This window comes from Cytobacillus sp. EB106-05-05-XG126, assembly GCF_058791715.1.
On record NZ_JBYTDU010000002.1, the window covers coordinates 63,030 to 86,280 of the forward strand.

The 23,251-nt window shown below is 42.6% G+C and carries 18 protein-coding genes and 1 other annotated feature; of the genes, 11 read left to right on the forward strand and 7 right to left on the reverse strand.

Annotation, left to right across the window (positions count from 1 at the left end; genetic code table 11):
• Positions 1–86: 86 nt before the first annotated feature.
• Together AC3WTL_RS10820 and murC are read left to right on the forward strand one after the other, a co-directional pair.
• Positions 87–1,184, forward strand: coding sequence for a nicotinate phosphoribosyltransferase (locus tag AC3WTL_RS10820; protein WP_197213075.1), 1,098 nt, complete (start codon positions 87–89; stop codon positions 1,182–1,184).
• Between the two features lie 489 nt (positions 1,185–1,673).
• Positions 1,674–2,969, forward strand: a complete 1,296-nt coding sequence (murC, locus tag AC3WTL_RS10825; RefSeq protein ID WP_048010834.1) for a UDP-N-acetylmuramate--L-alanine ligase — start codon at positions 1,674–1,676, stop codon at positions 2,967–2,969.
• 56 nt (positions 2,970–3,025) lie between these two features.
• On the opposite strand, the gene AC3WTL_RS10830 is transcribed toward murC, so the two are convergent.
• A complete protein-coding gene (locus tag AC3WTL_RS10830; protein ID WP_048010835.1) occupies positions 3,026–4,141 on the reverse strand; it encodes an aminopeptidase in 1,116 nt (371 codons plus the stop codon).
• A gap of 228 nt (positions 4,142–4,369) precedes the next feature.
• Here AC3WTL_RS10830 and AC3WTL_RS10835 point away from each other — a divergent pair, with 228 nt between their 5' ends.
• From AC3WTL_RS10835 to ytxJ, 3 genes are all read left to right on the forward strand, one after another.
• On the forward strand, positions 4,370–4,855 hold the full coding sequence (locus tag AC3WTL_RS10835) for a DUF948 domain-containing protein (protein ID WP_035330351.1): 486 nt from the start codon (positions 4,370–4,372) through the stop codon (positions 4,853–4,855).
• A 22-nt stretch (positions 4,856–4,877) separates the two neighbouring features.
• Positions 4,878–5,381, forward strand: coding sequence for a YtxH domain-containing protein (locus AC3WTL_RS10840; RefSeq protein ID WP_492369413.1), 504 nt, complete (start codon positions 4,878–4,880; stop codon positions 5,379–5,381).
• Between the two features lie 70 nt (positions 5,382–5,451).
• Positions 5,452–5,781: a bacillithiol system redox-active protein YtxJ gene (gene ytxJ / locus AC3WTL_RS10845; RefSeq protein ID WP_492369414.1), complete on the forward strand. Its 330-nt coding sequence runs from the start codon at positions 5,452–5,454 to the stop codon at positions 5,779–5,781.
• Positions 5,782–5,811: 30 nt separating this feature from the next.
• Here the strand turns inward: ytxJ and pilM are convergent, their stop codons facing one another.
• Complete coding sequence (gene pilM, locus AC3WTL_RS10850; RefSeq protein WP_492369415.1) at positions 5,812–7,992, reverse strand: pilus assembly protein PilM; 2,181 nt, start codon at positions 7,990–7,992, stop codon at positions 5,812–5,814.
• Between the two features lie 277 nt (positions 7,993–8,269).
• Between pilM and AC3WTL_RS10855 the strand changes: the two genes are divergently transcribed.
• From AC3WTL_RS10855 to motS, 4 genes are all read left to right on the forward strand, one after another.
• Complete coding sequence (locus AC3WTL_RS10855) at positions 8,270–9,346, forward strand: bifunctional 3-deoxy-7-phosphoheptulonate synthase/chorismate mutase (RefSeq protein WP_048010839.1); 1,077 nt, start codon at positions 8,270–8,272, stop codon at positions 9,344–9,346.
• Between the two features lie 300 nt (positions 9,347–9,646).
• Complete coding sequence (gene ccpA / locus AC3WTL_RS10860; protein ID WP_048010840.1) at positions 9,647–10,645, forward strand: catabolite control protein A; 999 nt, start codon at positions 9,647–9,649, stop codon at positions 10,643–10,645.
• A 534-nt stretch (positions 10,646–11,179) separates the two neighbouring features.
• Positions 11,180–11,998, forward strand: coding sequence for a flagellar motor protein MotP (gene motP / locus AC3WTL_RS10865; protein WP_492369416.1), 819 nt, complete (start codon positions 11,180–11,182; stop codon positions 11,996–11,998).
• Entirely contained in the window at positions 11,988–12,719 is a 732-nt protein-coding gene (gene motS / locus AC3WTL_RS10870; protein ID WP_227888112.1) for a flagellar motor protein MotS, read from the forward strand. The genes motP and motS overlap by 11 nt, the downstream gene beginning before the upstream one ends.
• A 77-nt stretch (positions 12,720–12,796) precedes the next feature.
• Here motS and AC3WTL_RS10875 read toward each other — a convergent pair whose 3' ends face one another.
• The 3 genes from AC3WTL_RS10875 to AC3WTL_RS10885 form a co-directional block, all read right to left on the reverse strand.
• Positions 12,797–13,969, reverse strand: coding sequence for an acetoin utilization protein AcuC (locus AC3WTL_RS10875; protein WP_492369417.1), 1,173 nt, complete (start codon positions 13,967–13,969; stop codon positions 12,797–12,799).
• Positions 13,966–14,613, reverse strand: a complete 648-nt coding sequence (locus tag AC3WTL_RS10880) for an acetoin utilization AcuB family protein (protein WP_197248388.1) — start codon at positions 14,611–14,613, stop codon at positions 13,966–13,968. The genes AC3WTL_RS10875 and AC3WTL_RS10880 overlap by 4 nt, the downstream gene beginning before the upstream one ends.
• Before the next feature lie 82 nt (positions 14,614–14,695).
• Entirely contained in the window at positions 14,696–15,328 is a 633-nt protein-coding gene (locus AC3WTL_RS10885; RefSeq protein ID WP_048010845.1) for a GNAT family N-acetyltransferase, read from the reverse strand.
• Between the two features lie 222 nt (positions 15,329–15,550).
• Here AC3WTL_RS10885 and acsA point away from each other — a divergent pair, with 222 nt between their 5' ends.
• On the forward strand, positions 15,551–17,269 hold the full coding sequence (gene acsA, locus AC3WTL_RS10890; protein ID WP_492369418.1) for an acetate--CoA ligase: 1,719 nt from the start codon (positions 15,551–15,553) through the stop codon (positions 17,267–17,269).
• Between the two features lie 102 nt (positions 17,270–17,371).
• On the opposite strand, the gene AC3WTL_RS10895 is transcribed toward acsA, so the two are convergent.
• Entirely contained in the window at positions 17,372–20,248 is a 2,877-nt protein-coding gene (locus AC3WTL_RS10895; RefSeq protein WP_492369419.1) for a transglycosylase domain-containing protein, read from the reverse strand.
• 156 nt (positions 20,249–20,404) lie between these two features.
• Positions 20,405–20,629: a binding site (T-box leader), on the forward strand.
• 75 nt (positions 20,630–20,704) lie between these two features.
• On the opposite strand from AC3WTL_RS10895, the gene tyrS reads away from it, so the two are divergent.
• Complete coding sequence (tyrS, locus tag AC3WTL_RS10900; protein WP_197208004.1) at positions 20,705–21,964, forward strand: tyrosine--tRNA ligase; 1,260 nt, start codon at positions 20,705–20,707, stop codon at positions 21,962–21,964.
• Between the two features lie 180 nt (positions 21,965–22,144).
• Here tyrS and rpsD read toward each other — a convergent pair whose 3' ends face one another.
• On the reverse strand, positions 22,145–22,747 hold the full coding sequence (gene rpsD / locus AC3WTL_RS10905; RefSeq protein ID WP_048010849.1) for a 30S ribosomal protein S4: 603 nt from the start codon (positions 22,745–22,747) through the stop codon (positions 22,145–22,147).
• Positions 22,748–23,251: the final 504 nt, after the last annotated feature.

Below are 23,251 nucleotides of genomic sequence, written 5' to 3' on the forward strand. Positions count from 1 at the left end.
GCGTCCTGCCGGCTTAGGGGCCTGCTCCTTGCAACGCCAAGTCTGCAGGCAAGCCTGCTTTCTTTCATGTTTGTAAGGAGCTTGGGATGAAAGAGATTGAAATGAAGGTTAAGGGAGAAATAAAGCGTCTGACAAACCAGACTTTTAAATTTGATGAACGTGTAAGAGATGGCTGGTTTTCAGCGGTTTATTTCCTAAAGACCAGAGAAATTGTGAAGAAATATCACGTTGATAAAATTGTAACTATGCAGTTTTTTCAAAAGAGTCATGCCGTTCTATGCGGGACAGATGAAGTTATTGCGTTATTAAAAACATTTGCGGACCGTCCGGATGATCTGGAAATCCATTCATTAAAAGATGGTGACAAGATTTCACCCTTTGAAACAATAATGACCATAACAGGTAGATATCAGGATTTCGGCTATCTCGAAGGAATCATTGACGGCATATTGGCCAGAAGAACTTCGGTTGCCACAAATGTCTATAATGTGGTAAAAGCAGCAGGAGTTTCCGGTGTTCAAAAACAGGTCATATTCATGGGAGACCGGGATGATCATTACACCACCCAGGCTGGTGATGGATATGCAGCTTATATTGGGGGTGCAACAGCCCAGGCAACACATGCCATGAACGAATGGTGGGGCAAAAAGGGCATGGGAACAATGCCGCATGCGCTGATTCAAATGTTTAAGGGAGATATCGTTGCGGCTGCTGAAGCTTATCAGGAGACGTTTCCTGAAGACGATTTAGTTGCTCTTGTAGATTATAACAATGATGCAATCACTGACTCACTGAAAGTCGCAAGGGCTTTTGGCGATGAACTTAAAGGTGTCCGGGTTGACACCTCCAGAACGATGATTGATCAATATTTCTTAAGAAATCAGCATGTCCTGGGAACATTTGACCCGCGTGGAGTCAATGCTGAACTGATTTTTGCTCTAAGAAAAGCGCTGGATGACGAAGGCTTCGGCCATGTGAAGATTGTGGTGAGCGGAGGCTTCACCGAATCCCGAATCCGTGATTTTGAAGAAAAGGGTGTTCCAGTTGATACTTATGGTGTGGGAAGCAGCCTTCTTAAGATCACCATTGGGTTCACGGGAGATAATGTAATGATAGACGGCAAGCACGCTGCCAAGGCAGGACGCCGTTACCGCCCCAACCCCCGCCTTGAAAGAGTTGAATAACAGAGCAATACTTTTAAATGGATATGGTAGGCTCACTTCGGTTTTGCATTCTTCTCGTAAAGCTGAACAGCTCCAGGGCGGGAATAGAGAGCCTTCCTGATATCCAATGGTTTATATGTAATGTTTAGGGAATAAATAGCTGGCAATACGTTACATAGTTTTTAAAATCGATTAATGATATAATGTTTCAATACATTAAAGTGTAAGTTTATCGCAGTCTAACGGGCAGTAAGACCCCCACTTCAAGACTCAGAGGAATCAAAGGAGGATAAGTGGGGATCAAACTGCCCGTAAAGGCCCGATTGGTTCAACTAACAATCAGTGGGGGATAAGGAAAACCCCCACTGATTGAAGTTTCACTTTATATAAATAACATCGAAACAGCATAGCAGCACAGTCACGGAAGCATGTCTTCTCAAGGGATATGCGCAAAACTAGATATATGTCATATACTGTTTTACAGATATACGATGGTTGGAGGTTCTTTATATGACTATTTACCATTTCGTAGGTATTAAGGGGTCCGGAATGAGTGCATTGGCACAAGTTCTGCATGATATGAACTATCAGGTTCAAGGCTCCGATTTTGAGAAACACTTTTTTACACAGGTGGCACTTGAAAAATCTGGAATAAAGATCCTTCCCTTTCAAAAGGAAAATATACAGCCGGGCATGACGGTAATCGCCGGGAATGCATATCCGGACACGCATGAAGAGATTGAGGAAGCAATGAAGCTTGGCTTGCCTGTTGTGCGATATCACCGCTTCTTAGGTGATTTCATGAAGAATTTCACAAGCATTGCTGTTACAGGAGCACATGGAAAAACATCCACTACAGGCTTGCTTGCACATGTTATGAGAGGTGCAAAACCAACTTCATTCCTTATTGGAGACGGTACGGGAAAAGGGGACGAAGAAGCTGAGTATTTTGTTTTTGAAGCTTGTGAATACAGAAGACACTTCCTTTCTTACTACCCGGATTATGCGATAATGACGAACATCGATTTCGACCACCCTGACTACTTTGCCAATGTTGAAGATGTTTTCTCTGCTTTTCAGGAGATGTCTTGGCAAGTCAATAAGGGCATTTTTGCATGTGGTGATGACGAACAGCTGCAAAAAATACAGGCTAAGGTGCCTGTCGTATTTTACGGTTTCGGAGAAGAAAATGATTTCCAGGCACGCAATGTTGTTAAGACGACTGAAGGAACAACATTTGACGTTTTTGTCCGCAATACCTTCTATGAGACGTTTTCAATTGCCGCCTATGGAGATCATAACGTCCTGAACTCTTTAGCTGTCATCGCTTTATGTCATTATGAAGAGATTGATGCGAAGATTGTTCAGGAACAGCTTCTTTCCTTTGAAGGGGTGAAAAGAAGATTTTCCGAGAAGAAAGTGGGCTCTCAAGTAATTATTGATGATTATGCCCATCATCCGACAGAAATTAAGGCAACTGTAGAAGCTGCCAGACAAAAGTATCCTGAAAAGGAAGTTGTCGCCGTTTTCCAGCCTCATACTTTTACTAGGACTCAGGCATTTCTTGAGGATTTCGCATCAAGCCTCAATTTGGCTGACAAGGTTTATCTATGTGAAATCTTTGGCTCTGCCCGGGAAAACCATGGAAAGCTCACGATCAATGATCTAAAGGATAAAATTCCTAATGCACAAATTTTAAATGAGGAAGAAACAGCTATCCTAAGAAATCATGAGGAAAGTGTAATTATGTTTATGGGTGCCGGAGATATCCAAAAATTCCAGCAGGCATACGAAAACCAAATATAATTTATAAAAAGGATGCTCCTCTCAGGAAGCATCCTTTTTTACATAGACTCGTGACCCTACTTTAAGTTCTCTGGATTTAACGCTTCCAGTTCAGCAATGACGAATCGCCCGTCTTTACGGATTAATACATCATCAAAGTAGATCTCACCGCCGCCATAGTCAGGGCGCTGGATGTTGACCATATCCCAGTGGATATTTGATTTATTGCCATTATACGCTTCGTCATAGCACTGTCCGGGTGTAAAGTGGAAGCTTCCGTCGATTTTTTCATCGAACAGAATATCCTGCATCGGATGAAGAATGTATGGATTAACTCCGATGGCGAATTCACCAATATAGCGTGCACCTTCATCCGTATCAAAGATTTTATTGATGCGTTCACTGTCATTGGCTTCCGCTTCAACAATTTTACCGTCTTTAAATGTCAGTTTGACATTTTCGAATGTAAAACCATGGTATGGAGATGGTGTGTTGTAAGTGATAACGCCGTTCACAGACTCACGTACAGGGGCAGTATAAACCTCTCCATCAGGAATATTCATCTGACCGGAACATTTGATTGCAGGAATATCCTTAATCGAGAAGGACAGATCTGTACCAGGGCCGGTGATCCGGACTTTATCGGTCTTATTCATTAATTCTACAAGGCTGTCCATCGCTTTATCCATCTTGCCGTAATCCAAATTGCAGACATCAAAGTAGAAATCTTCAAATGCCTCTGTGCTCATTTTAGCAAGCTGAGCCATGGAAGCATTTGGATAGCGCAGGACTACCCACTTCGTTTTTGGCACGCGAATTTCTCTATGTACTTTTTGTCCAATTGTTGAACCATGGATTTTCATTTTATCATCCGGCACATCAGCCTGCTCGTTGATGTTATCTCCGGAGCGAAGTCCTATGTATGCATCCATTTTGCTCATAACATTTGCTTCAAATTCAGCCATCATATTGAATTGCTCTTCTTGTGCTCCTAAAAGCAGGGAACGATCCACCTGATGATCTTTTAAGGAAACAAATGGGTATCCTCCAGCATCGTATGTTTCCTTAACCAGAGCCGTCACCAATTCCTTCTGCAGTCCAAAATTTTCAATAAGGATTTTCTCGCCTTTCTGGAGACGGACTGAATAGTTAATCAAATTTTTGGCGAGCTTTTCAATACGGGGATCTTTCATGCATATATACCTCCATCAAAATTTATTTCTCCGACAACTCTTATTGTAACCGAAATGAATGGTTTTGTTTAACGTTTTCCAATTATGCTAATATTTACTTTAACTGATGAAAATACCCGAATGAGAAGGAATTTGGACTTTATAAGTTGAATCTATTAATGTACTCCTGGTTTAGAGGCAGTGCATCTGGGTAAAAAGTTAGTATACAGACAACCGGAGGTGTAGGAATTGGAAATAATTTTATACTTAAGTGTAGCAGTCATTGCTATTGCATTCCTTGTTTTGGTCATTTATTTGGCAAAAACATTAAAATCCTTGCAAGGTACATTAGATAACGTTTCACACACATTAGCAGGCCTTGAAAGGCAATTAGACGGTGTTACGAAGGAAACTACAGTCCTTCTGCACAAAACAAATTCACTGGCAACAGATATTCAGCAGAAGTCTGAGAATCTGAACAGTGTCGTAACTGCGGTAAAAGAAGTTGGTGACTCTGTCCGCAAATTTAATGGATCCATTCAGAAAATCACATCTTCTGTTAACACACAGCTTGAACAGAATAAAGATAAAATCTCACAGGTGGTTCAGTGGAGCAATGTTCTCCTTGAAATCAAGGATAAGTGGAAAATGAGAAAAGAAGACCCTTATCAGTACAATGTCGGCGAGAAACAAATGCTTCCGCCCGAACGCCAGAGAGAAAGAGCACGATACTAGAATAAGAGGAGGAAAAAGGAGAATGAATAGCCAAGACCGTACTCAATTTGATTCAAACCAGGTAAAAACTGAGGAAAATATCAATACGAAGGATTTTATGATTGGTGCTCTTATAGGAGGAATGGTTGGCGCAGCTACAGCTTTGTTCCTGGCTCCAAAATCAGGAAAAGAGCTTCAAAGTGATTTAAGCGAAAAAGCGGCCATCTTAAAAGAAAAATCAGGACAGTACCGCGAAACAGCTATGACAAAAGGAACTGAACTGGCTAATGCTGCTAAAGAGAAAACAAATGTGTTAACTCAAACAGTGACCAAGCAATCCAATGAGCTTGTAAATAAAGTGAAAAACTTAAAAGACTATCAAAATGGACAAGCTCCTTCAAACGGAACAGCTGAAGGAGAGGGAGCAGCTATCATTGACGAAACATTCCAGGCTGAAGGAAACGCGCCAGTCAATGATGCGGAAATCCAAATGAAGCTGGAAGAAACGAAAAAAGCTTTTGACGAAACCGAGCAAAAGTATAACTAAACTATTTGTTTAAACAACGGTGAAGTGGTACGATAACTTCACCGTTGTTTAATTTTAGGAGGAGAGAAAAATGAAAAAATTTGATAGTCATGAAGCATTCGATCAAGCGGCAGAGTCAGGAGAGCAGCTGCTGGTTTTAAAACATAGTTCCACATGCCCTGTGAGCGGTGCAGCTTATGAAGAATATGAAAGCTTTGTAAAAGAGCATAAAGATGTAAATGCTTATTACCTGGTTGTTCAGGATGATCGCCCTTTGTCCAATCACATTGCAGAAGCTTTTCATATTAAACATGAGTCGCCACAGGCAATTCTGTTTAATAATGGAGATGTTGTATGGCATGCATCACATTGGAAGATTACATATGACTCCCTTTTGAATGCTGTAAAGGAAAACAGATAAAACCCATCCAATCGGATGGGTTTTTAATTTCTAGCTATATTTAATAGTTGAATGCTGTTTATTATTTATGGAAGGCCACACAATTTTAAGGTGATCACCAGGCTCTACAGATTCATGAAAGGATGTTTTTTTCCCATTTTTCAAAAGGATGAAGCCTCCGGAAGAGGAAGCAGGCATATCGACATTAACATGGCTGAATATATCCTGAAAAATAAAGGGGGATCTTGGTTTTTTCATAATTGTTATGGCATCTCCAGCAGAAATTACGTCATCTTCGGTGAGTACAGCTCCTTCTCTCTGAAATTCGAGTATTCCCCTGGACAGCTCTATTTTCTTGCTGTTAAAAATGACAGGGATACTCTCCTGAAGTGCCAGCTGCTTAATATCTGCTAATTCCTTTACGGTCAGAGTGTTTCCTTTTTCAATGCGAAGATTGTCACCATCCTCTACTATGCTGTGACAATTAACCTCCAGGCCGTTTTTATAAAGCTTTCCGGAATGGCGCGGCAGAAAAGTCTCTTTTTCGTTAATGCTGATTCGAAAAGGCTTAAGCTCGTTTAATAAATTATTTAGCCTTAAAATTGTTAAGATTTCTTCAGCTGTTTCCGATACCCTGCACTCCACTTTATCCCGATCAGCAAGAGTCTGCTCTAGCGGGACAACTTTTTCATTACAGGTAATGGCAGGGTGAATTGTATACTGTTTTCCGTTAATAGTGATAGACTTTTCCGGGACTTCATCTATTAAATCCTTTATGCAGACTTCAGCAGGCAATCCGTCACGCCCTTTAGAAACGGTTATGATATCCCCTGATTTGATTTCTTCATCTAAAGCACTTGGAAGGCTGTTGCGTGTAATGACAGGAGCTTCTCCATGGCTTCCCGGGATCGTAATGTTTTGCCCATTTAAATTGATAATCATAGCAAGTCCGGGCTTCCCGTAAAGCTTATTCATTTTAATGCCTGCTGCCAGCAGACAATCCCCGACTGTCAGGTTTTTAACCTCAAATAGCCGGATAGGCTGATCGTTGACGTAAACAGTACAATATTGGACCGGGGCTTTTTTAGCGGCAATTGCGATTCCTATTGGGGTGACTAACTCGGGGCCTCGGTCTGTGTTATCCGGTAAATTCAGGCCGCCGATAGCATCAATCCCCCTAATGGCAACTCTGTTTGCCGGAAGGCCTAATCTGTTCGCTATCCTTTTAGGAAGTCCGGGTGTTAAGCTCCCGCCGCCTGCCAGCATGACGGCTTTTGGCGGCCTGTTGTTCAGCCGCAATATTTCCTCGCAGATGGAATTTGTCAAACGTTCAAGTGCTGGAGAGATTTTTTCAATTGTCTCCTCCCTGCTGATTTCTGATTGGAAGCCGAGAATATCCGTGACAGTAATCGTATCGGATACGTGCAAGTCTCTTTTTGCCTTTTCGGCTAGAGGGAAGTCCAGCAGAAGCTGGTCACTGATGGCTTCGGTGATCTCGTCGCCTGCTACAGGCACCATTCCAAAAGCAGTAACTGTGCCCAGATCTGTTATGGCAATATCGGATGTTCCGGCACCAATATCAACAAGTGCCACATTCAGCCTTCTCATTGAAGGCGGGATAAGGACATTAATAGCTGCGATTGGCTCCAGTGTTAAAGCTTCCATTTCCAGGCCAGCTCTTTGAAGAGCTGAGATAAGTGACTCTACTACAACTTTGGGCAGGAAGGTAGCAATGATTTCGACAGATGCCTCATCCCCCTGCTGATCAATCAGGCTTCCGATTTCTTCACCATCAAGACGGTAGTATAAAACCGAATATCCAACACAATAGTAATAATAGCTTTTTTCAGCTGCCTGCTTTTCTGCAGCGATTGCCTGCGCCTGCTGAACCGCACTTAATTCAAGGTGAAGTATATCCTGCTTTTTCATCATGGGTTTTCCTTTAATGGTGATGGAGGTTTTAGATCTTTCCGTTTTTAAAGCCCTGCCTGCCGCTGCTACACAAACTTTATTTAATGGGCCGTGTTTCACTTCAAGATCATCCCTGATTTCTGCTATAATTTTTGAAACAGCCGGAACATCATGGATCTGGCCGTCGAGCATGGCCCTCTCTGCATGCTCCCTAATCATGATGTCTTTCACATGGTATTGGCCGCCTTCTTCTTCCAGAATAATTCCGACAACCGTGCGAGTGCCGATATCCAGTGCAAAAAGCTTTTTTTGTTCGTCCAAAGCAATACACCTTCTTTTTAATTGTCTTAGAATGCTTATTTATGCCTTTAGATCGCTTTACTACTTAAAAGCGTTTAATTAATAAAGAAATTTTTCGTGACATGTCTGAATAATTCATATATAATAACCCTAATTATAAAAAATGTATCACATATCCATGGGCCGTAAAAGAAAAAGATGGAAATGCTTAACTCGTTGCGCATTTAGTTGCGGGCTATGTACATGCATCCTGAAACCAGCACGGCTTAAATTGAGATTCGAAAGGAAGGGACAGGAAATGAGCAATAATGAACTAGATAAACTTCGTAATCGAGTGGATGAGCTGAATCTTCAGCTTTTATCTTTGATCAATGAAAGAGCTGAACTTGTTCAAGAAATCGGAAGAGTAAAGGAAACACAAGGGGTTTATCGTTATGATCCTGTCCGGGAACGCAAAATGCTGGATTTGATAAAAGAGCATAATGACGGTCCTTTTGAAAATTCAACAATTGAGCATATGTTCAAGGAAATATTTAAAGCAGGTCTTGAACTTCAAAAAGATGATCATAGAAAAGCGCTTCTTGTTTCACGCAAAAAGAAGCCTGAAAACACTATTGTGGACTTGAAAGGTGAAAAAGTAGGAGATGGCAATCCTCATCTTGTTTTTGGCCCATGTGCAGTTGAATCATATGAGCAGGTAGCAACTGTTGCTGAAGCTGTAAAAGCGAAAGGGCTTAAACTTCTTCGCGGAGGAGCATATAAACCAAGAACTTCGCCATATGATTTTCAGGGTCTTGGCCTTGAAGGCCTGAAAATTTTAAAAAGAGTGGCAGATGAATACGATCTGGCAGTTATTTCTGAAATTGTAAGCCCTAATGATATTGAAACAGCTGTAAATTATATTGATGTCATTCAAATCGGTGCAAGAAACATGCAAAACTTCGAGCTATTAAAAGCAGCGGGTGCTGTAAATAAGCCAGTTCTTTTAAAGCGCGGAATTGCAGCTACAATTGAAGAATTCATTAATGCTGCGGAATACATCATGTCCCAGGGAAATGGACAGATCATCCTGTGTGAGCGGGGAATCCGCACCTACGAACGGGCAACACGCAATACACTGGATATTTCAGCAGTGCCAATCCTTAAGCAGGAAACACATTTGCCTGTACTAGTTGACGTTACACATTCAACAGGCCGCAGAGATTTGCTTCTTCCGGCAGCAAAAGCAGCGCTGGCAATCGGCGCAGATGGCGTAATGGCAGAAGTTCATCCTGACCCGGCTGTTGCCCTTTCAGATTCAGCACAGCAAATGGACTTAAATCAATTTGACCATTTTATGTCTGAACTGCAATCTTCAGCATTGCTGAAAGTGTGATCATCGAATAAGAGCCGTTCGCGCATTCTGATTCGGCATCAACGGAACTATTCAATATACGGAGAGCCTTCTGCTCATTGCAGAGGGCTCTTTTTTTCGCTTGTAAAGTGAAGTTTTAAGTTTTTTTCAGAAATATAAGCCTTGACATTGCGGCAATTCCTGGACTGTCGTATGATTAAATACATAATTGTTCATGTGTAACTGCTCACAAATTAGGATAAAAAATGAGTAGGTTATGTCGTGTTGCTGTAAAATATAAAGTAATAGAAGTGACCGCTATTCAAAAAAGGAGTGTCAGTAATGAATGTAACAATATATGATGTGGCGAGAGAAGCGAATGTGTCAATGGCAACGGTTTCTCGTGTTGTAAATGGCAACCCGAATGTTAAACCCGCAACAAGAAAAAAAGTAATGGAAGTAATTGACCGGCTTGGATACCGCCCGAACGCGGTTGCAAGAGGATTGGCAAGCAAAAAAACCACTACAGTCGGTGTGATCATTCCCGACATTTCCAGCACCTTTTTTGCAGAACTGGCAAGGGGCATAGAAGATATTGCGACAATGTATAAATACAACATCATTCTCAGCAACTCCGACCAGAATATCGAAAAAGAACTGCATTTGCTTAATACTATGCTCGGGAAACAAGTGGATGGAATAGTCTTCATGGGCGGCAACATTACGTCCGAGCTTGTTGAAGAGTTTGAAAAGTCACCGGTTCCGATCGTGCTGGCCGGCTCTATTGAAGAAACGGGCAAAATTCCATCTGTGAATATTAACTATGAACAGGCAGCATTTGATGTCACAAAGTCATTTATTGAAAAAGGACATAAAGATGTTGCTCTTGTGGTAGGACCCCTCCGCGAGCCGATTAATCAGGAAAAGAAGCTTGCTGGCTATAAGCGTGCACTGGAAGAATCTGAAGTTTCCTTCCGCGAGGAATTGGTGGTTGAAGGAGATTATACGTATGATTCAGGTATAGAAGCCTTTGAGAGACTGCTTGATGCCGACCCTCGCCCAACTGCTATTTTTGCGGGATCTGATGAGATGGCTTTGGGTATCGTCCATGGGGCCGAGGATAAAGGCTATGATGTCCCGAAAGACTTTGAGGTCATCAGCTCAGACAATACCAGATTGACCTTAATGGTTCGTCCCCAGCTGACGTCAGTTGTACAGCCATTGTATGATATCGGTGCAGTTGCCATGAGATTGCTTACGAAACTTATGAATAAAGAATCTGTCGATGAGCAAATTGTTGTACTCCCACATCGAATTGAAGAACGAAGCTCAACAAAATAAGAAACATGCCGATATAAAAGAAAAGCGGAAGCGCCTCGACCAGCCCCGACAAGCGCTGGAGGGCCAGAAGTTGAAGTCGTTCTTTGCCTTCAGCAGCTGGACAAGGGAAGAAAGAGAAACGCCTTAATATGAAAGGCGTTTCTTTCTGTCAAAATTTATCGCAGTCTAACGGGCAGTAAGATCCCCCTTTCAAGACTCAGTGGATTTAAAGGAGATAAGTGGCGATTAAACTGCCCAATCTAGCTGCGGCTCCTAGGGGCTCGCTTGTCACCCCTGGGCAAGTCGCCTCGCTTTATAATGTAAAGGCCCGAAAAGAGGAACAAAGACTAAAAACGCCACATCCTCCCAAAAGCTGCCGCTTTCGGTCGTGCGATGTATCGCTGCCGTTGCCTTCCTTGTCCTGTGGCAACGTCTTTGTGACCCGCTTCCTGTGGGCCTCAACTAACAACCAGCGGGGAGAAAAGCACCCCGACTGATTGAGTTTCACTTTATACTAAAACTTTTAGATAATGCAGTGGATCAGGGAGAGAGAGTATGAGAAAGTTCGATATGTTAACACCTGCTGGGTTACTGGCGGGCCTGGCTATGCTCATTTTTGGGATTATGTGGAATGGTGGAGCAGATGGGTTTTTATCATTTATTGATCCTTCATCAATCCTTATTGTTTTAGGCGGATTAATAGCCGGGCTGCTTGTTAGTTTTCCATTAAAAGATATCAGGCATATGCCCACAGTTTTTAAGCAGGTTTTTTCCAGTGAAGAACAAAGCGTTGGCGACCTGATTGGGATTTTTGTCAAACTCTCTGAGCGTGCCCGGCGTGAAGGGCTATTGTCGCTTGAGGCTGAAGTCGGGGAAGTTGAAGATTCTTTTATTAGGAAAGGCATTTATCTGGCTGTGGATGGCATAGAGCCGGATGTCATTACTGACATTATGAATGCCGAAATAATGGCGATGGAAGAGAGGCACAGAAAAGGCAGAAGTATTCTTGAAAGAGCGGGTGAGTACGCTCCGGCATGGGGGATGATAGGAACTCTGATCGGCCTGGTTCTGATGCTGAAAAATTTAAATGATCCCTCCACTCTTGGGCCAAATATGGCCATTGCCTTATTGACTACATTATATGGCTCACTTCTGGCCAATCTTATTTTTCTGCCGATGGCAGCAAAGCTGGCTTTGAAGACAGAGAAGGAAGTATTTTTAAAGGAGATCATTATTGAAGGGGTCATCGGTGTTCAATCCGGTCAAAACCCAAAAATTCTGGAGGAGAAGCTGAGCGCCTTTTTATCCTCTGAGGAACGGAGAGAGCTTGAGAGGGCAGTAAACGCGAGGGAGGCTTTGAATCATGAGGCGTAGGCGAAGATCTCCTGAGCCTCCTAAAGGTGCCCCAATCTGGATGGTAACTTTCTCAGATCTCGTTACATTAATATTGGTTTTCTTTATCCTGCTATTTTCAATGTCACAGATTGATTTAATGAAATTTCAGGCGATTTCTGACTCTTTCCGGGACAAACAGGTGCTTGATTTCCAGCCGTCCATCATTCCAGCGGAGAATCAGGGAGAAATGGAAGAAAATACGGAAAAAGAAGGCAGCGGTCAATTTGATTCGCTTGATGAGCTCCAGATGGAAATACAGTCCTTTCTGGATGTGAATGGTTTAGAAGAGGTTATAGTGGCAAACAGAACGGAGCGTGGTGTCGTTCTCGTCCTGCAGGAACAGGTTTTATTCGAATCCGGGGATGCCAGTCTTATAGAGAGCTCCTACCCTTTCCTGGATAAAGTAGGAACCCTGTTAGCAAACATGCCTAACCTGGTGAAGGTGGAAGGACATACTGATGACCGGCCCATAACTACATATAGATATCCGTCCAATTGGGAGTTATCTGCTGCCAGGGCCAGTACAGTAATCAGATATTTAACAGAAGGGCATAACCTTGAGAGCCACAGATTTATGGCTATCGGCTACGGGGAAACCCGTCCCATCGTTCCCAATTCCGGACCGGAAAATTGGGAGAAAAACAGGCGTGTTGAAATCATTATTTCTGATCCGAAATTTAATGAAGAAAACAATCAATAAACAGGTCTGGCTAAAGCCAGGCCTGTTTATTTGACTGTGAAGAAATGGCAGCCGGATGTTTCCGGCCAGTCACTTTCTTATTTAGACTCTGTCATTGATTTGTTCCGGATGGGATATAGAACCTTGTCCAATGTCCGGGCATTTTTTTCAGTTATTTCACTTTTACGGGGGATAGGGTAATATAAATCAGCCGGATCTTCCCATTCAGAGGGAAGAGGCACAGGTGCGTGTTCTTTCCACTTATTTATCCATTCCTCCGGGATATTGCCGTAACAATTAGAGTTTTCAGTCATTTCGAGCCAAATCATGGCCCATGCCCGGGGAACAACTCTCCAAATATCATAGCCGCCGCCGCCGACTGCAATCCATTTCCCTCCGCAATATTCATGGGCAATTTCATGAGCCAGTTTCGGAATTTCCCTATAGATTTTTATAGTAGATGATAAATGGGTAAGAGGGTCAAGGTAATGTGCATCAGCCCCATTTTGCGTCAAAATTACATCAGGCTTGAAAAATTCCGCAACCTCCCGAAAAGCTGTACGGTATGCATGCAGCCAGGAGTCGTCTTCAGTAAAAGCGTCCACGGGAATATTAAAAGAGAAACCATATCCTTTCCCTTGTCCCCGTTCATTGATATTTCCGGTACCGGGAAAAAGGTATCGGCCTGTTTCATGAATTGATAGGGTGCATACATCCGGGTCATCATAAAATGACCATTGGACACCGTCACCATGATGAGCATCAGTATCTACATACAAAACACGGGCTTTATACTTTTCCTGCATGTACTTTATGGCTACTGAGCTATCGTTGTAAATGCAAAATCCGGAGGCTTTTCCCCTAAAACCGTGGTGAAGGCCTCCGCCAAGGTGCAGTGCATGCTTAGCACGTCCGCTCATAACGGCATCAACGGCTGCCAGGGTGCCTCCTACCAAAAGAGAGCTCGCTTCGTGCATATTGGAAAATATAGGTGTGTCCTCTGTTCCAAGACCATAGTTTTCACATGATTCCTCAGGAAGCTGTCCACGGCTGGCAAGCTTGACAGCATTCACATAATTTGGATCATGAATCAGGTGAAGCTCTTCATCCGAAGCCTGGCGCGGCGGGATAATATGACAGTCATCGATGGCATTTATATTTTTGAGCAAATCGAGTGTCAGCTTCAGCCTTATCTGATTAAAAGGATGATTTTTGCCGAATTTGTAATTCAGCAGGTCTTCCGAATAAACAAATACTGAATCATGTGTCATAGTGAAATCCCCGGCATATTTGGCCATAAAACGTGGTGGCCTGCTTTTTTCAAGTCTTCTACTACAAGTGTAGGATTCATTGTCTGTACCCTTATCACCAATATTTTAAATTTATCATCTGTTTTGTCGGGGTACACAAGGACACTCTGGATATTTGCCTTCCTTTTGCAAATGACTTCAGCGATTTCAAACAGCATGCCCGCCTTGTTCGGCACCTTCACTTCAATCTGCGAGCCTGGCTGATGAGCTCCCGTCAATTGAACTAATGTATGAAGCAAATCGGTTTCTGTGACAATCCCAACCAGCTTATTATCGTTTAATATGGGAAGGCAGCCAATCCGCTGCTCATAAAAAACCGCAGCAATTTCTTCAGCAAAATCAAGCGGATGACCAGTAATGATATCTGTCTTCATAATCATTTTTAACGGTCTCTGCAGATCTTCCTTAAACAGTTCTGTATGAAAAATAGAAGGTGTGGCGTCCCGGATATCCCTATCTGTTACAAGTCCCTGGAGTCTGCCACCTGCATCTGTTATTGGCAAATGCCGGATTCTTTTTTCACTCATAATTCTTATGGCATCGGCAATAGTGTCTTCTTTTGACAAAGCCGTGACATCCGTTTTCATAATTTCTTCTACAATCACTTTAAATGCCTCCTTATAAAATATATGGAGATACACTCATGCAGGAAATAGTCATAGCATGAACTATGTATTTACACTTCTATTAATACATAAAGCGATTCATAAAGCGCAAGCGGTCAAATTGCTGGACAGAATCCTGGTCTACTCTTTTTCCGATTCGGGCCATCAGGCAGTTTGCAGGGTGAGAACTGATTTCCGGGTCATCTGTGGCGTACCATTCAAGACCGCCTGCATTCATCATCTTTTCCATGATTTTTCGATATTCCCATACATTCAGGCCAGTTCCTTTTAAATCCCAATGCCAATAATACTCTGTCGTTATAACAATATAATCCTCCATAGCATCATCCATCATAGATACTTTCAGCAGGTTCTTGCCTGTTCCAGAACCCCGGAAAGCAGGAATCACTTCTATGGCACCCAATTCAATTAAATTATCCATCTTACCTTCAGACCAGCGTTCAAGAGGATCCGGATACAAGTAAGTAACATAGCCGACAATGGTATGTCTGTCACGGGCAACTATAATTCTGCCCTCAGGCAATCCCGCAATCTCAACCAGGGCTTTATGCTGCTGAGCCGGCGGCCTGAAAGCGACAAGATCTTTATGAAACTCATAATCTGCCAATTTTTCGGGTGTAATTGGCCCCTCAATGATTAATTTTCCATTGGCTGTTTTTAATTCCTTTGCATTATACGTTTTGTTATGTTCCATGTATTCACCACCCAGGTAGCATGATCAATGTATCTTCTATTATACATAAAAACGCGGATGATAAAGCGCTTTCACATAATTTTCTGTGTAATTTAAAAAGTTTTGTGACAATTTACGAGTCTGGTCATAACTACTTTTTTCACCTTTAAAATTTTAAAAATTGAGAAAATATAATGTTTATACTATAATAATATCAAATCTAAATAAGGGGGAGAAGGATTTATGAAAGTGGAAGCGCTGCCAGTAACACAAGGGGACTTCAATTTAAAAAATTATGATGAACTTTATGCAAATTTCAACTGGGCTGATGTAGAAAAAGAATTTTCCTGGAAAGAGACCGGCCGCATGAATATGGCCTATGAGGCTATTGACCGACATGCGGAATCTTTCAGAAAAAATAAGGTTGCCCTTTATTATCGCGATGGGGAGAGAAATGAGAAGTATACTTTTAAAGAAATGAAGGAACTATCCAATAAAGCGGGAAATGCATTAAAAGCATATGGCGATGTTGAAAAAGGCGACCGGGTGTTCATCTTTATGCCGCGTTCTCCTGAGCTCTATTTTGCCGTATTGGGGGCTGTTAAACTGGGGGCTATAGTGGGTCCTCTATTTGAAGCTTTCATGGAAGGTGCGGTCCGTGACAGACTTGCTGATAGTGAAGCAAAAGTCCTGATTACAACACCTGAGCTTTTGGAACGGGTGCCTGTTGACCAGCTGCCTGCTTTAAAGCATGTATTCCTTGTTGGGGAAAATATAGAGGAAACCGGGCCATATGTTAATTTTAATAAAAGAATGGCTGAAGCCAGCAGGAAGCTCCCAATTGAATGGGTTGACGGAAACGATGGGCTTATTTTGCATTATACATCCGGTTCAACAGGAAAGCCAAAAGGGGTGCTGCATGTACATAATGCAATGATTCAGCATTACCAGACAGCTAAATGGGTGCTGGACTTAAAAGAAGAAGATGTATATTGGTGCACTGCTGATCCAGGATGGGTAACCGGTACTTCATATGGTATTTTCGGCCCGTGGCTGACAGGGACTTCAAACCTTGTGGTCGGGGGCAGGTTCAATCCGGAGACTTGGTATAAAATGATTGAGGAGTATGCCGTTACAGTTTGGTATAGTGCTCCGACTGCATTCCGCATGCTGATGGGAGCGGGCGATGAAGTGGTGAAAAAATTTGATTTAAGCTCCCTTCGCCATGTCCTCAGTGTGGGTGAACCGCTAAATCCTGAAGTTGTCAGATGGGGTACAAAAGTCTTTAACATGCGCATTCATGATACATGGTGGATGACTGAAACAGGTGCACAGCTCATCTGCAATTATCCTTGCATGGAAATAAAGCCGGGATCCATGGGTAAGCCGATTCCGGGTGTAAAAGCAGCCATTGTCGATGATCAGGGAAATGAACTGCCGCCTAACCGTATGGGCAACCTTGCGATTAAAAAGGGCTGGCCTTCCATGATGCATGCCATCTGGAATAACGAGCAAAAATATGAATCTTATTTTATGCCTGGTGATTGGTATGTTTCCGGAGATTCCGCTTATATGGATGAAGATGGATACTTCTGGTTCCAGGGCCGTGTAGATGATGTTATCATGACATCTGGCGAACGTGTAGGGCCGTTTGAAGTAGAGAGTAAACTGATCGAACATCCTGCGGTTGCAGAAGCTGGGGTTATCGGCAAGCCGGATCCTGTCCGCGGAGAAATTATTAAAGCGTTTGTTGCTTTACGGGATGGGCATGAACCAACTGAGGAATTAGTGGAAGAAATTCGCCAATTCGTTAAGAAGGGCCTTGCTGCCCACGCTGCTCCGCGTGAAATCGAATTCCGCGACAAGCTTCCAAAAACCCGCAGCGGCAAAATCATGCGCCGTGTGCTTAAGGCATGGGAACTGGATCTCCCAACCGGTGATCTGTCTACAATGGAGGATTAAGAAAGTTCAAGGCCGCTGTTCAAAAACAGCGGCCTTCACGTGCTTTTAAAAGTATAAAACGAGAAAAGCAGAAATCCAATCAATGGATTTCTGCTTTTCATTTTAACCATTTTCAGCTGATGTCTCTCCATCTTCACCGGATTCTGATGGTTTTTCTTCCTTGGGCTTTTCTTCGGCTGGCGGATCTTTCGGTTTATCTTCCTTAGGCTTATCTTCCTTAGGCTTTTCTTCTTTAGGTTTCACTTCTTTCGGCTTTTTGCCGATTTCCACTGCATTGGATGGAGCGGACTCTCTGCCGGCAATGTCAACGGCTGTTACATGGATTGAGCCGCTTCCAGCTTTAAAGCTAAGGGAGGAGCCGGCTTTTATGGTACCGACTTTTTTGCCTCCGTTATAAACACGGTAACCTATCACATCTTTTTCAGGGTGTGCGCCCCATGTAATGGTTTCACCCGAGGCCTTTATGCCTGGAGCTGCCGGGGCTTTACCGTTGTCTTTGAGCTGGTCAGCGCTAGTCAGTATGCTCTTCCAGCGTTCTTTATTCGGAATAAGAGTACTTAGATTTGATTTAATGCCGAATAGCTTTTGAATATATTCCGGATTGACTACCATTCCAGGTTCAGTAAACTCTTCTGGTGTTGAATCAAGTGCCATATATTTTTTATCGCCAATTCTTACAAGTTTTCCATTGCCGAGGCTGTCATCCACTTTTGTAGGAACAAATTTGGCATTGAATAAATCAGTCTCGACCAGGCCAGCCTTTGAACATGCCTCTGAAGGGAGCAGGCCGGAAATAGCACAGAATGAACGTCTTACGATTCCGCCCGGCATTTTAAAGCTTTCGCTCGGGTCCACAAGGTCAGGGGCAACATCATATGCTGCATTCATCAGGTCAGCCCACAGATAATTATTTCGCAGGCTATAGCTTAATGGGCCAGGAGCCTTCAATGATTTAGGCGTATCATAACCAGACCAGATGCCGAAGGTGACATTCGGGTTGGTTGCCACAAACCAGGCATCTATGAATTCAGTACCAGTACCTGTTTTCCCCGCCCAATCAGAACCGAACTTCAATCTGCTCTTAATCGATGTGGCAGTTCCGCTGTTAATAACGTCTCTCATCATATCGATTGTAAGGTACGCTGTCTGCGGGCTAAATACATCAACAGGCTCGGACTTATGCTGGAATATGACGTTCCCGTCTTTATCTGTAATTTTTTCAATCATATAGGCGTCAATAAATTTCCCGCCATTAGCAAATGTAGTAAATGCGTTTGTATTTTCTTCTACAGTTACACCGTATTCCAGTGATCCGATGGATGTAGACAAGTTTGTATAGTCAGGGCCGATAAGAGAAGTAAAGCCCATTTTTTCCAGGTAAGAAGCAGGCCGCTGTCCGACTATATCTTTATAGAGCTTTACAGCAGGGACATTGTATGAATGCTTAAGTGCATGTCTGGCCGAAACGAGCCCGCTATAGGTATTTGTATAGTTCTTTGGCCAAGGTCTGTTTAGTCCCGGAGCAAGGTGCAGCGGCACATCAGGAAGAATAGTGCCCGGCGCTGCCTTTCCCAGTTCTATTGCCGGAGCATAGACTAAAAGTGGCTTCATGGTTGAACCATTTTGCCTTAGAGCGCTTGTAGCATGGTTCAGCTGCTCTCGTTTGTGATCGCGTCCGCCGACAAAGCTGATAATTTTCCCGGTTTTATTTTCAATTAAGATCGCACCAACTTCTACGGGCTCCATGATTTGCTTGTTTTCTCCAGTTTCCGGATCCTTCACTGTCTCAGGTTTATCAGGGCCGTAATAAGGGTAGTTATCTTTGACCTGCTGCATCTTATCATAAATATCCTTGTTAATGGTCGTATGAATTTGGAAGCCATTCTGGCGGATTGTCCGGTCTGCAAGGGTTCTGTATTCCTCGCGGAGCTCGTCATCTTCTTTTAAGTCCTGTTCTTCATATCCGTCATTTTTTGCGAGAATTTTAGTCATGATTTTTACTGCACGTTCTTCTATTTCATACGTTAAATATGGATACTTTTCCAAAGGGCTCTCAGAAGCTGTAGTGAAATCCTTTGTCAAGTCATATGCCAAAGCTTCCTCGTATTGCTTCTGGTCAATCTTTCCGTCATCATACATTCTTTTCAGAACGGTTTTCATCCTTGAGAAACCCGGTTCCAGATTCTCTTTGACCGTTCCCTCCCTTGTAAAGGGAGTGTAGCCGAATGGACTCTGAGGAAGCCCTGCTATGAAAGCGGCCTGAGGCAATGTTAATTCTTTTGCACTCACCCCAAATATACCTTTGGCAGCTGCTTCAACTCCGGCAATATTACGTCCGGTTGCATTTCTTCCAAAAGTGGAAACATTGAGGTAGGCTTCCAATATTTCTTTTTTATCAAAGAATTTTTCCAGCCGCAAAGCAAGCAGAATTTCTTTTGCTTTCCGCTCGAAAGAAACTTCATTCGTTAAGATTTGGTTCTTTATCAGCTGCTGTGTCAGTGTACTTCCGCCGGATTGAACAGATGAATTTGTTACTTCCTGGAACAGTGCGCGCATTATCGCTTTTGGCACCACACCGTCATGTTCGTAGAAATACTCATCTTCAGTAGCTACTACTGCGTTAATTAAGTGTTCCGAAACATCATCAAGCTTAACTTCCTCACGTTCAAGGTCTGTTCTGAGCTTTCCGAGATACACATTATTTGCAAAGTATAGTTCTGATGTTTCTTCATAGTCATAAATATCCTTTTTCATGCTGGCATAGGATCTGATGGGCTCATCCTTTACAAGCGAAGCGAAATAACCAGCTCCGAGTCCCCCAGCGAATGCACCGCCAATCACAGCCAGGATGATAAAAAGCAAAGTAAGATTCCAGATGACCTGGTATGTTATACTTGCGCCTTTAGCGGCTTTCTTATTACCAAAAAGGCCCGGAGTCTGCCTCAATTTATCCATTAACATTTGAAACTTTTCTTTCATCGTATCAATCCCCCTAAAATCACATATATTATAGCACAATGTGACAGCCCAATATGACATGGTTCGCCATTTATCTGAAATTTCCTTTTTTGCACAGGAATTTGACATTTGGTTCAATTTTATGATAAAAATATTCTATCTTAGACTTTTAATATTTTACAGGCATTGATGGGAATCCAGTAATGCTTCTATCCCTGTTTCAGAAAGCCGGCGTTTGCTGCGAGCCGGTACAAATAGAAGGATGAATTACCTCCCTGAGCTTTCACTGTCAACCTGCACAGCAGTTATAGCAGTGGACGGATTATCCGTTATTCTGAAAGAGTGGAGGACATTTGTCCTCAATCTGGGTGGTACCGCGCAAAATGATCATGCGTCCCTGCATAATTGCAGGGGCGCTTTTTGTATGGTTAAAACCGTAAATGCCTTGAAAATAACCGTTGATAAGGAGGATATAAGATGAGCTTAATTGAAGATCTGCAATGGAGAGGAATTGTTTATCAGCAGACAGATGAAGAGGGTATTCAAAATACTCTCGGGAAAGAGAAGATTTCTTTGTACTGCGGTGTTGACCCTACTGCTGACAGCATGCATATCGGACACCTGCTTCCATTTTTAACGTTAAGACGTTTTCAAAAAGAAGGCCACCGTCCAATTGTTCTTGTTGGCGGAGCTACTGGACTTATTGGTGATCCAAGCGGCAAAAGCGAGGAAAGGAAGCTGCAGACTCTTGAAACAGTACAGCATAATGTGGACTGCATAAAGGGCCAGCTGAAAAGAATTTTTGATTTTGAAAGTGAAAACGGTGCAATTATGGTTAACAATTACGATTGGGCAGGCTCCATGGATATCGTTACGTTCCTGCGTGATTTTGGAAAACATGTCGGAGTCAATTACATGCTCGCTAAAGACACCATTTCTTCCAGGCTGGAAACAGGGATATCCTTTACGGAATTCACTTATACCATCCTGCAGGCAATGGATTTCCTTCATTTATTTGAAAACCATAATTGTAAGATGCAAATTGGCGGAAGCGATCAGTGGGGAAATATTACAACCGGGCTTGAGCTTATCCGCAAAATGGCGCCTGAAGGTTCCAAGGCTTACGGCCTGACAATTCCTCTTGTAACGAAAGCGGATGGAACAAAGTTCGGCAAAACGGAAAGTGGCGCAATCTGGCTTGATCCTGAGAAAACATCTCCTTATGAGTTTTACCAATTCTGGATTAACACAGCAGATGCGGATGTAATCAAATACCTTAAATTCTTTACCTTCTTATCCCGTGAAGAAATTGAAAATCTTGAAAAAGCTGTTCAGGAAGAACCGCATCTCCGCAAAGCCCAAAAAGCACTTGCTGAAGAAATGACGCGTCTGATTCATGGAAATGAAGCATTAGAACAGGCTATCAAAATTACAGCTGCCCTATTTAGCGGAGATATAAAAAATCTTTCGGCTTCAGAGATTAAACAAGGCTTTAAAGATGTTCCATCTTATGAGCATTCTGAAGGAGAGGAATTGGGCATAGTTGACTTGCTTGTGGCTGCCAAAATCTCTCCATCCAAACGCCAGGCGCGTGAAGATGTGACGAATGGCGCTGTTTCTGTAAACGGAGAACGCGTAACAGAGCTTGATTACACTCTAACTGATAAAGACAAGATCGAAGGTCAATTTACTGTCATTCGCCGCGGAAAGAAGAAATATTTCCTGATTAAATACTAATAAGCGAAAGCCCTCCTGTGACGGAGGGCTTTATTTATATATAATTGAATCAAAAATGGGTGGACAGATAGCTGATCCTGTTGATTAACGACGAAAGTAGGAGTCGAGGTTGTAAAGTGGGAGTTAATCCAGTAGATATAACAAAAAAACTGCCGAAATGCTTCGGCAGTTTAAATATTATTAACGAGAGTAGAATTCAACGATTAGAGATTCGTTGATTTCAGCTGGAAGTTCAGAACGCTCAGGCATACGAGTGAAAGTTCCTTCTAGCTTGTCTGCATCGAAAGATACGAAGTCAGGTACGAAGTTGTTAACTTCGATTGCTTCTTTAACGATGTCAAGGTTGCGAGATTTTTCGCGAAGTGTAATTGTTTGACCAGGTGCTACGCGGTATGATGGGATATCAACACGAGATCCATCAACCATGATGTGACCGTGGTTAACAAGCTGGCGAGCTTGACGGCGAGTGCGTGCAAGACCTAAACGGTAAACAACGTTGTCAAGGCGTGATTCAAGAAGAATCATGAAGTTTTCACCGTGCTTACCAGGCATTTTGCCGGCTTTATCGAATAAATTGCGGAATTGACGCTCATTTACTCCGTACATGTGACGAAGCTTTTGCTTCTCCTGCAATTGTAATCCGTATTCAGAGATTTTCTTGCGCTGGTTTGGACCATGTTGTCCAGGAGCGTAAGGACGCTTTTCTAATTCTTTTCCAGTACCGCTTAGAGAGATTCCAAGACGACGGGATAATTTCCAGCTTGGACCAGTATAACGAGCCATTTAAGACTCCTCCTTTTGTGTTTTTATTTGGGTAAAATAAAAACAGAAACAGATGCGCACAACAATCATGTTCATTTTGTTTTCATGTACCTTCGCCCTAGCAGCAGAGGGTTACACAGTACCCCATCCCCAGAAACATATAAGTCGCCAAAGGCGGCTGAAGCTGGTTGAGGAACAAAATGAGTACATCAAGGTGCTCACATAGGCTGCAATATTTTACACAAGGAGTATTATATAATTTTCAGAGGGTAAAAGTCAAGGTGATCTTTATTTTTTACTTCTTTTGATTTAAAGCATGTATTCATTATAAGGCAAAGTTTTTTTCTAAACCATATTTCACAGTAAATTAGAAAACTAGCAGGAGTCTCTTTGAAACTGTGATATAATAAAGAAAAATTTGGCAGAAGACTATCCTGCTGAAAACCGGAATTGAAACGAAATAGCCACATCTTTACCGGGATTATTAATTTTTGTCCGTTATAATATACCTTATTGGTTAAAAGA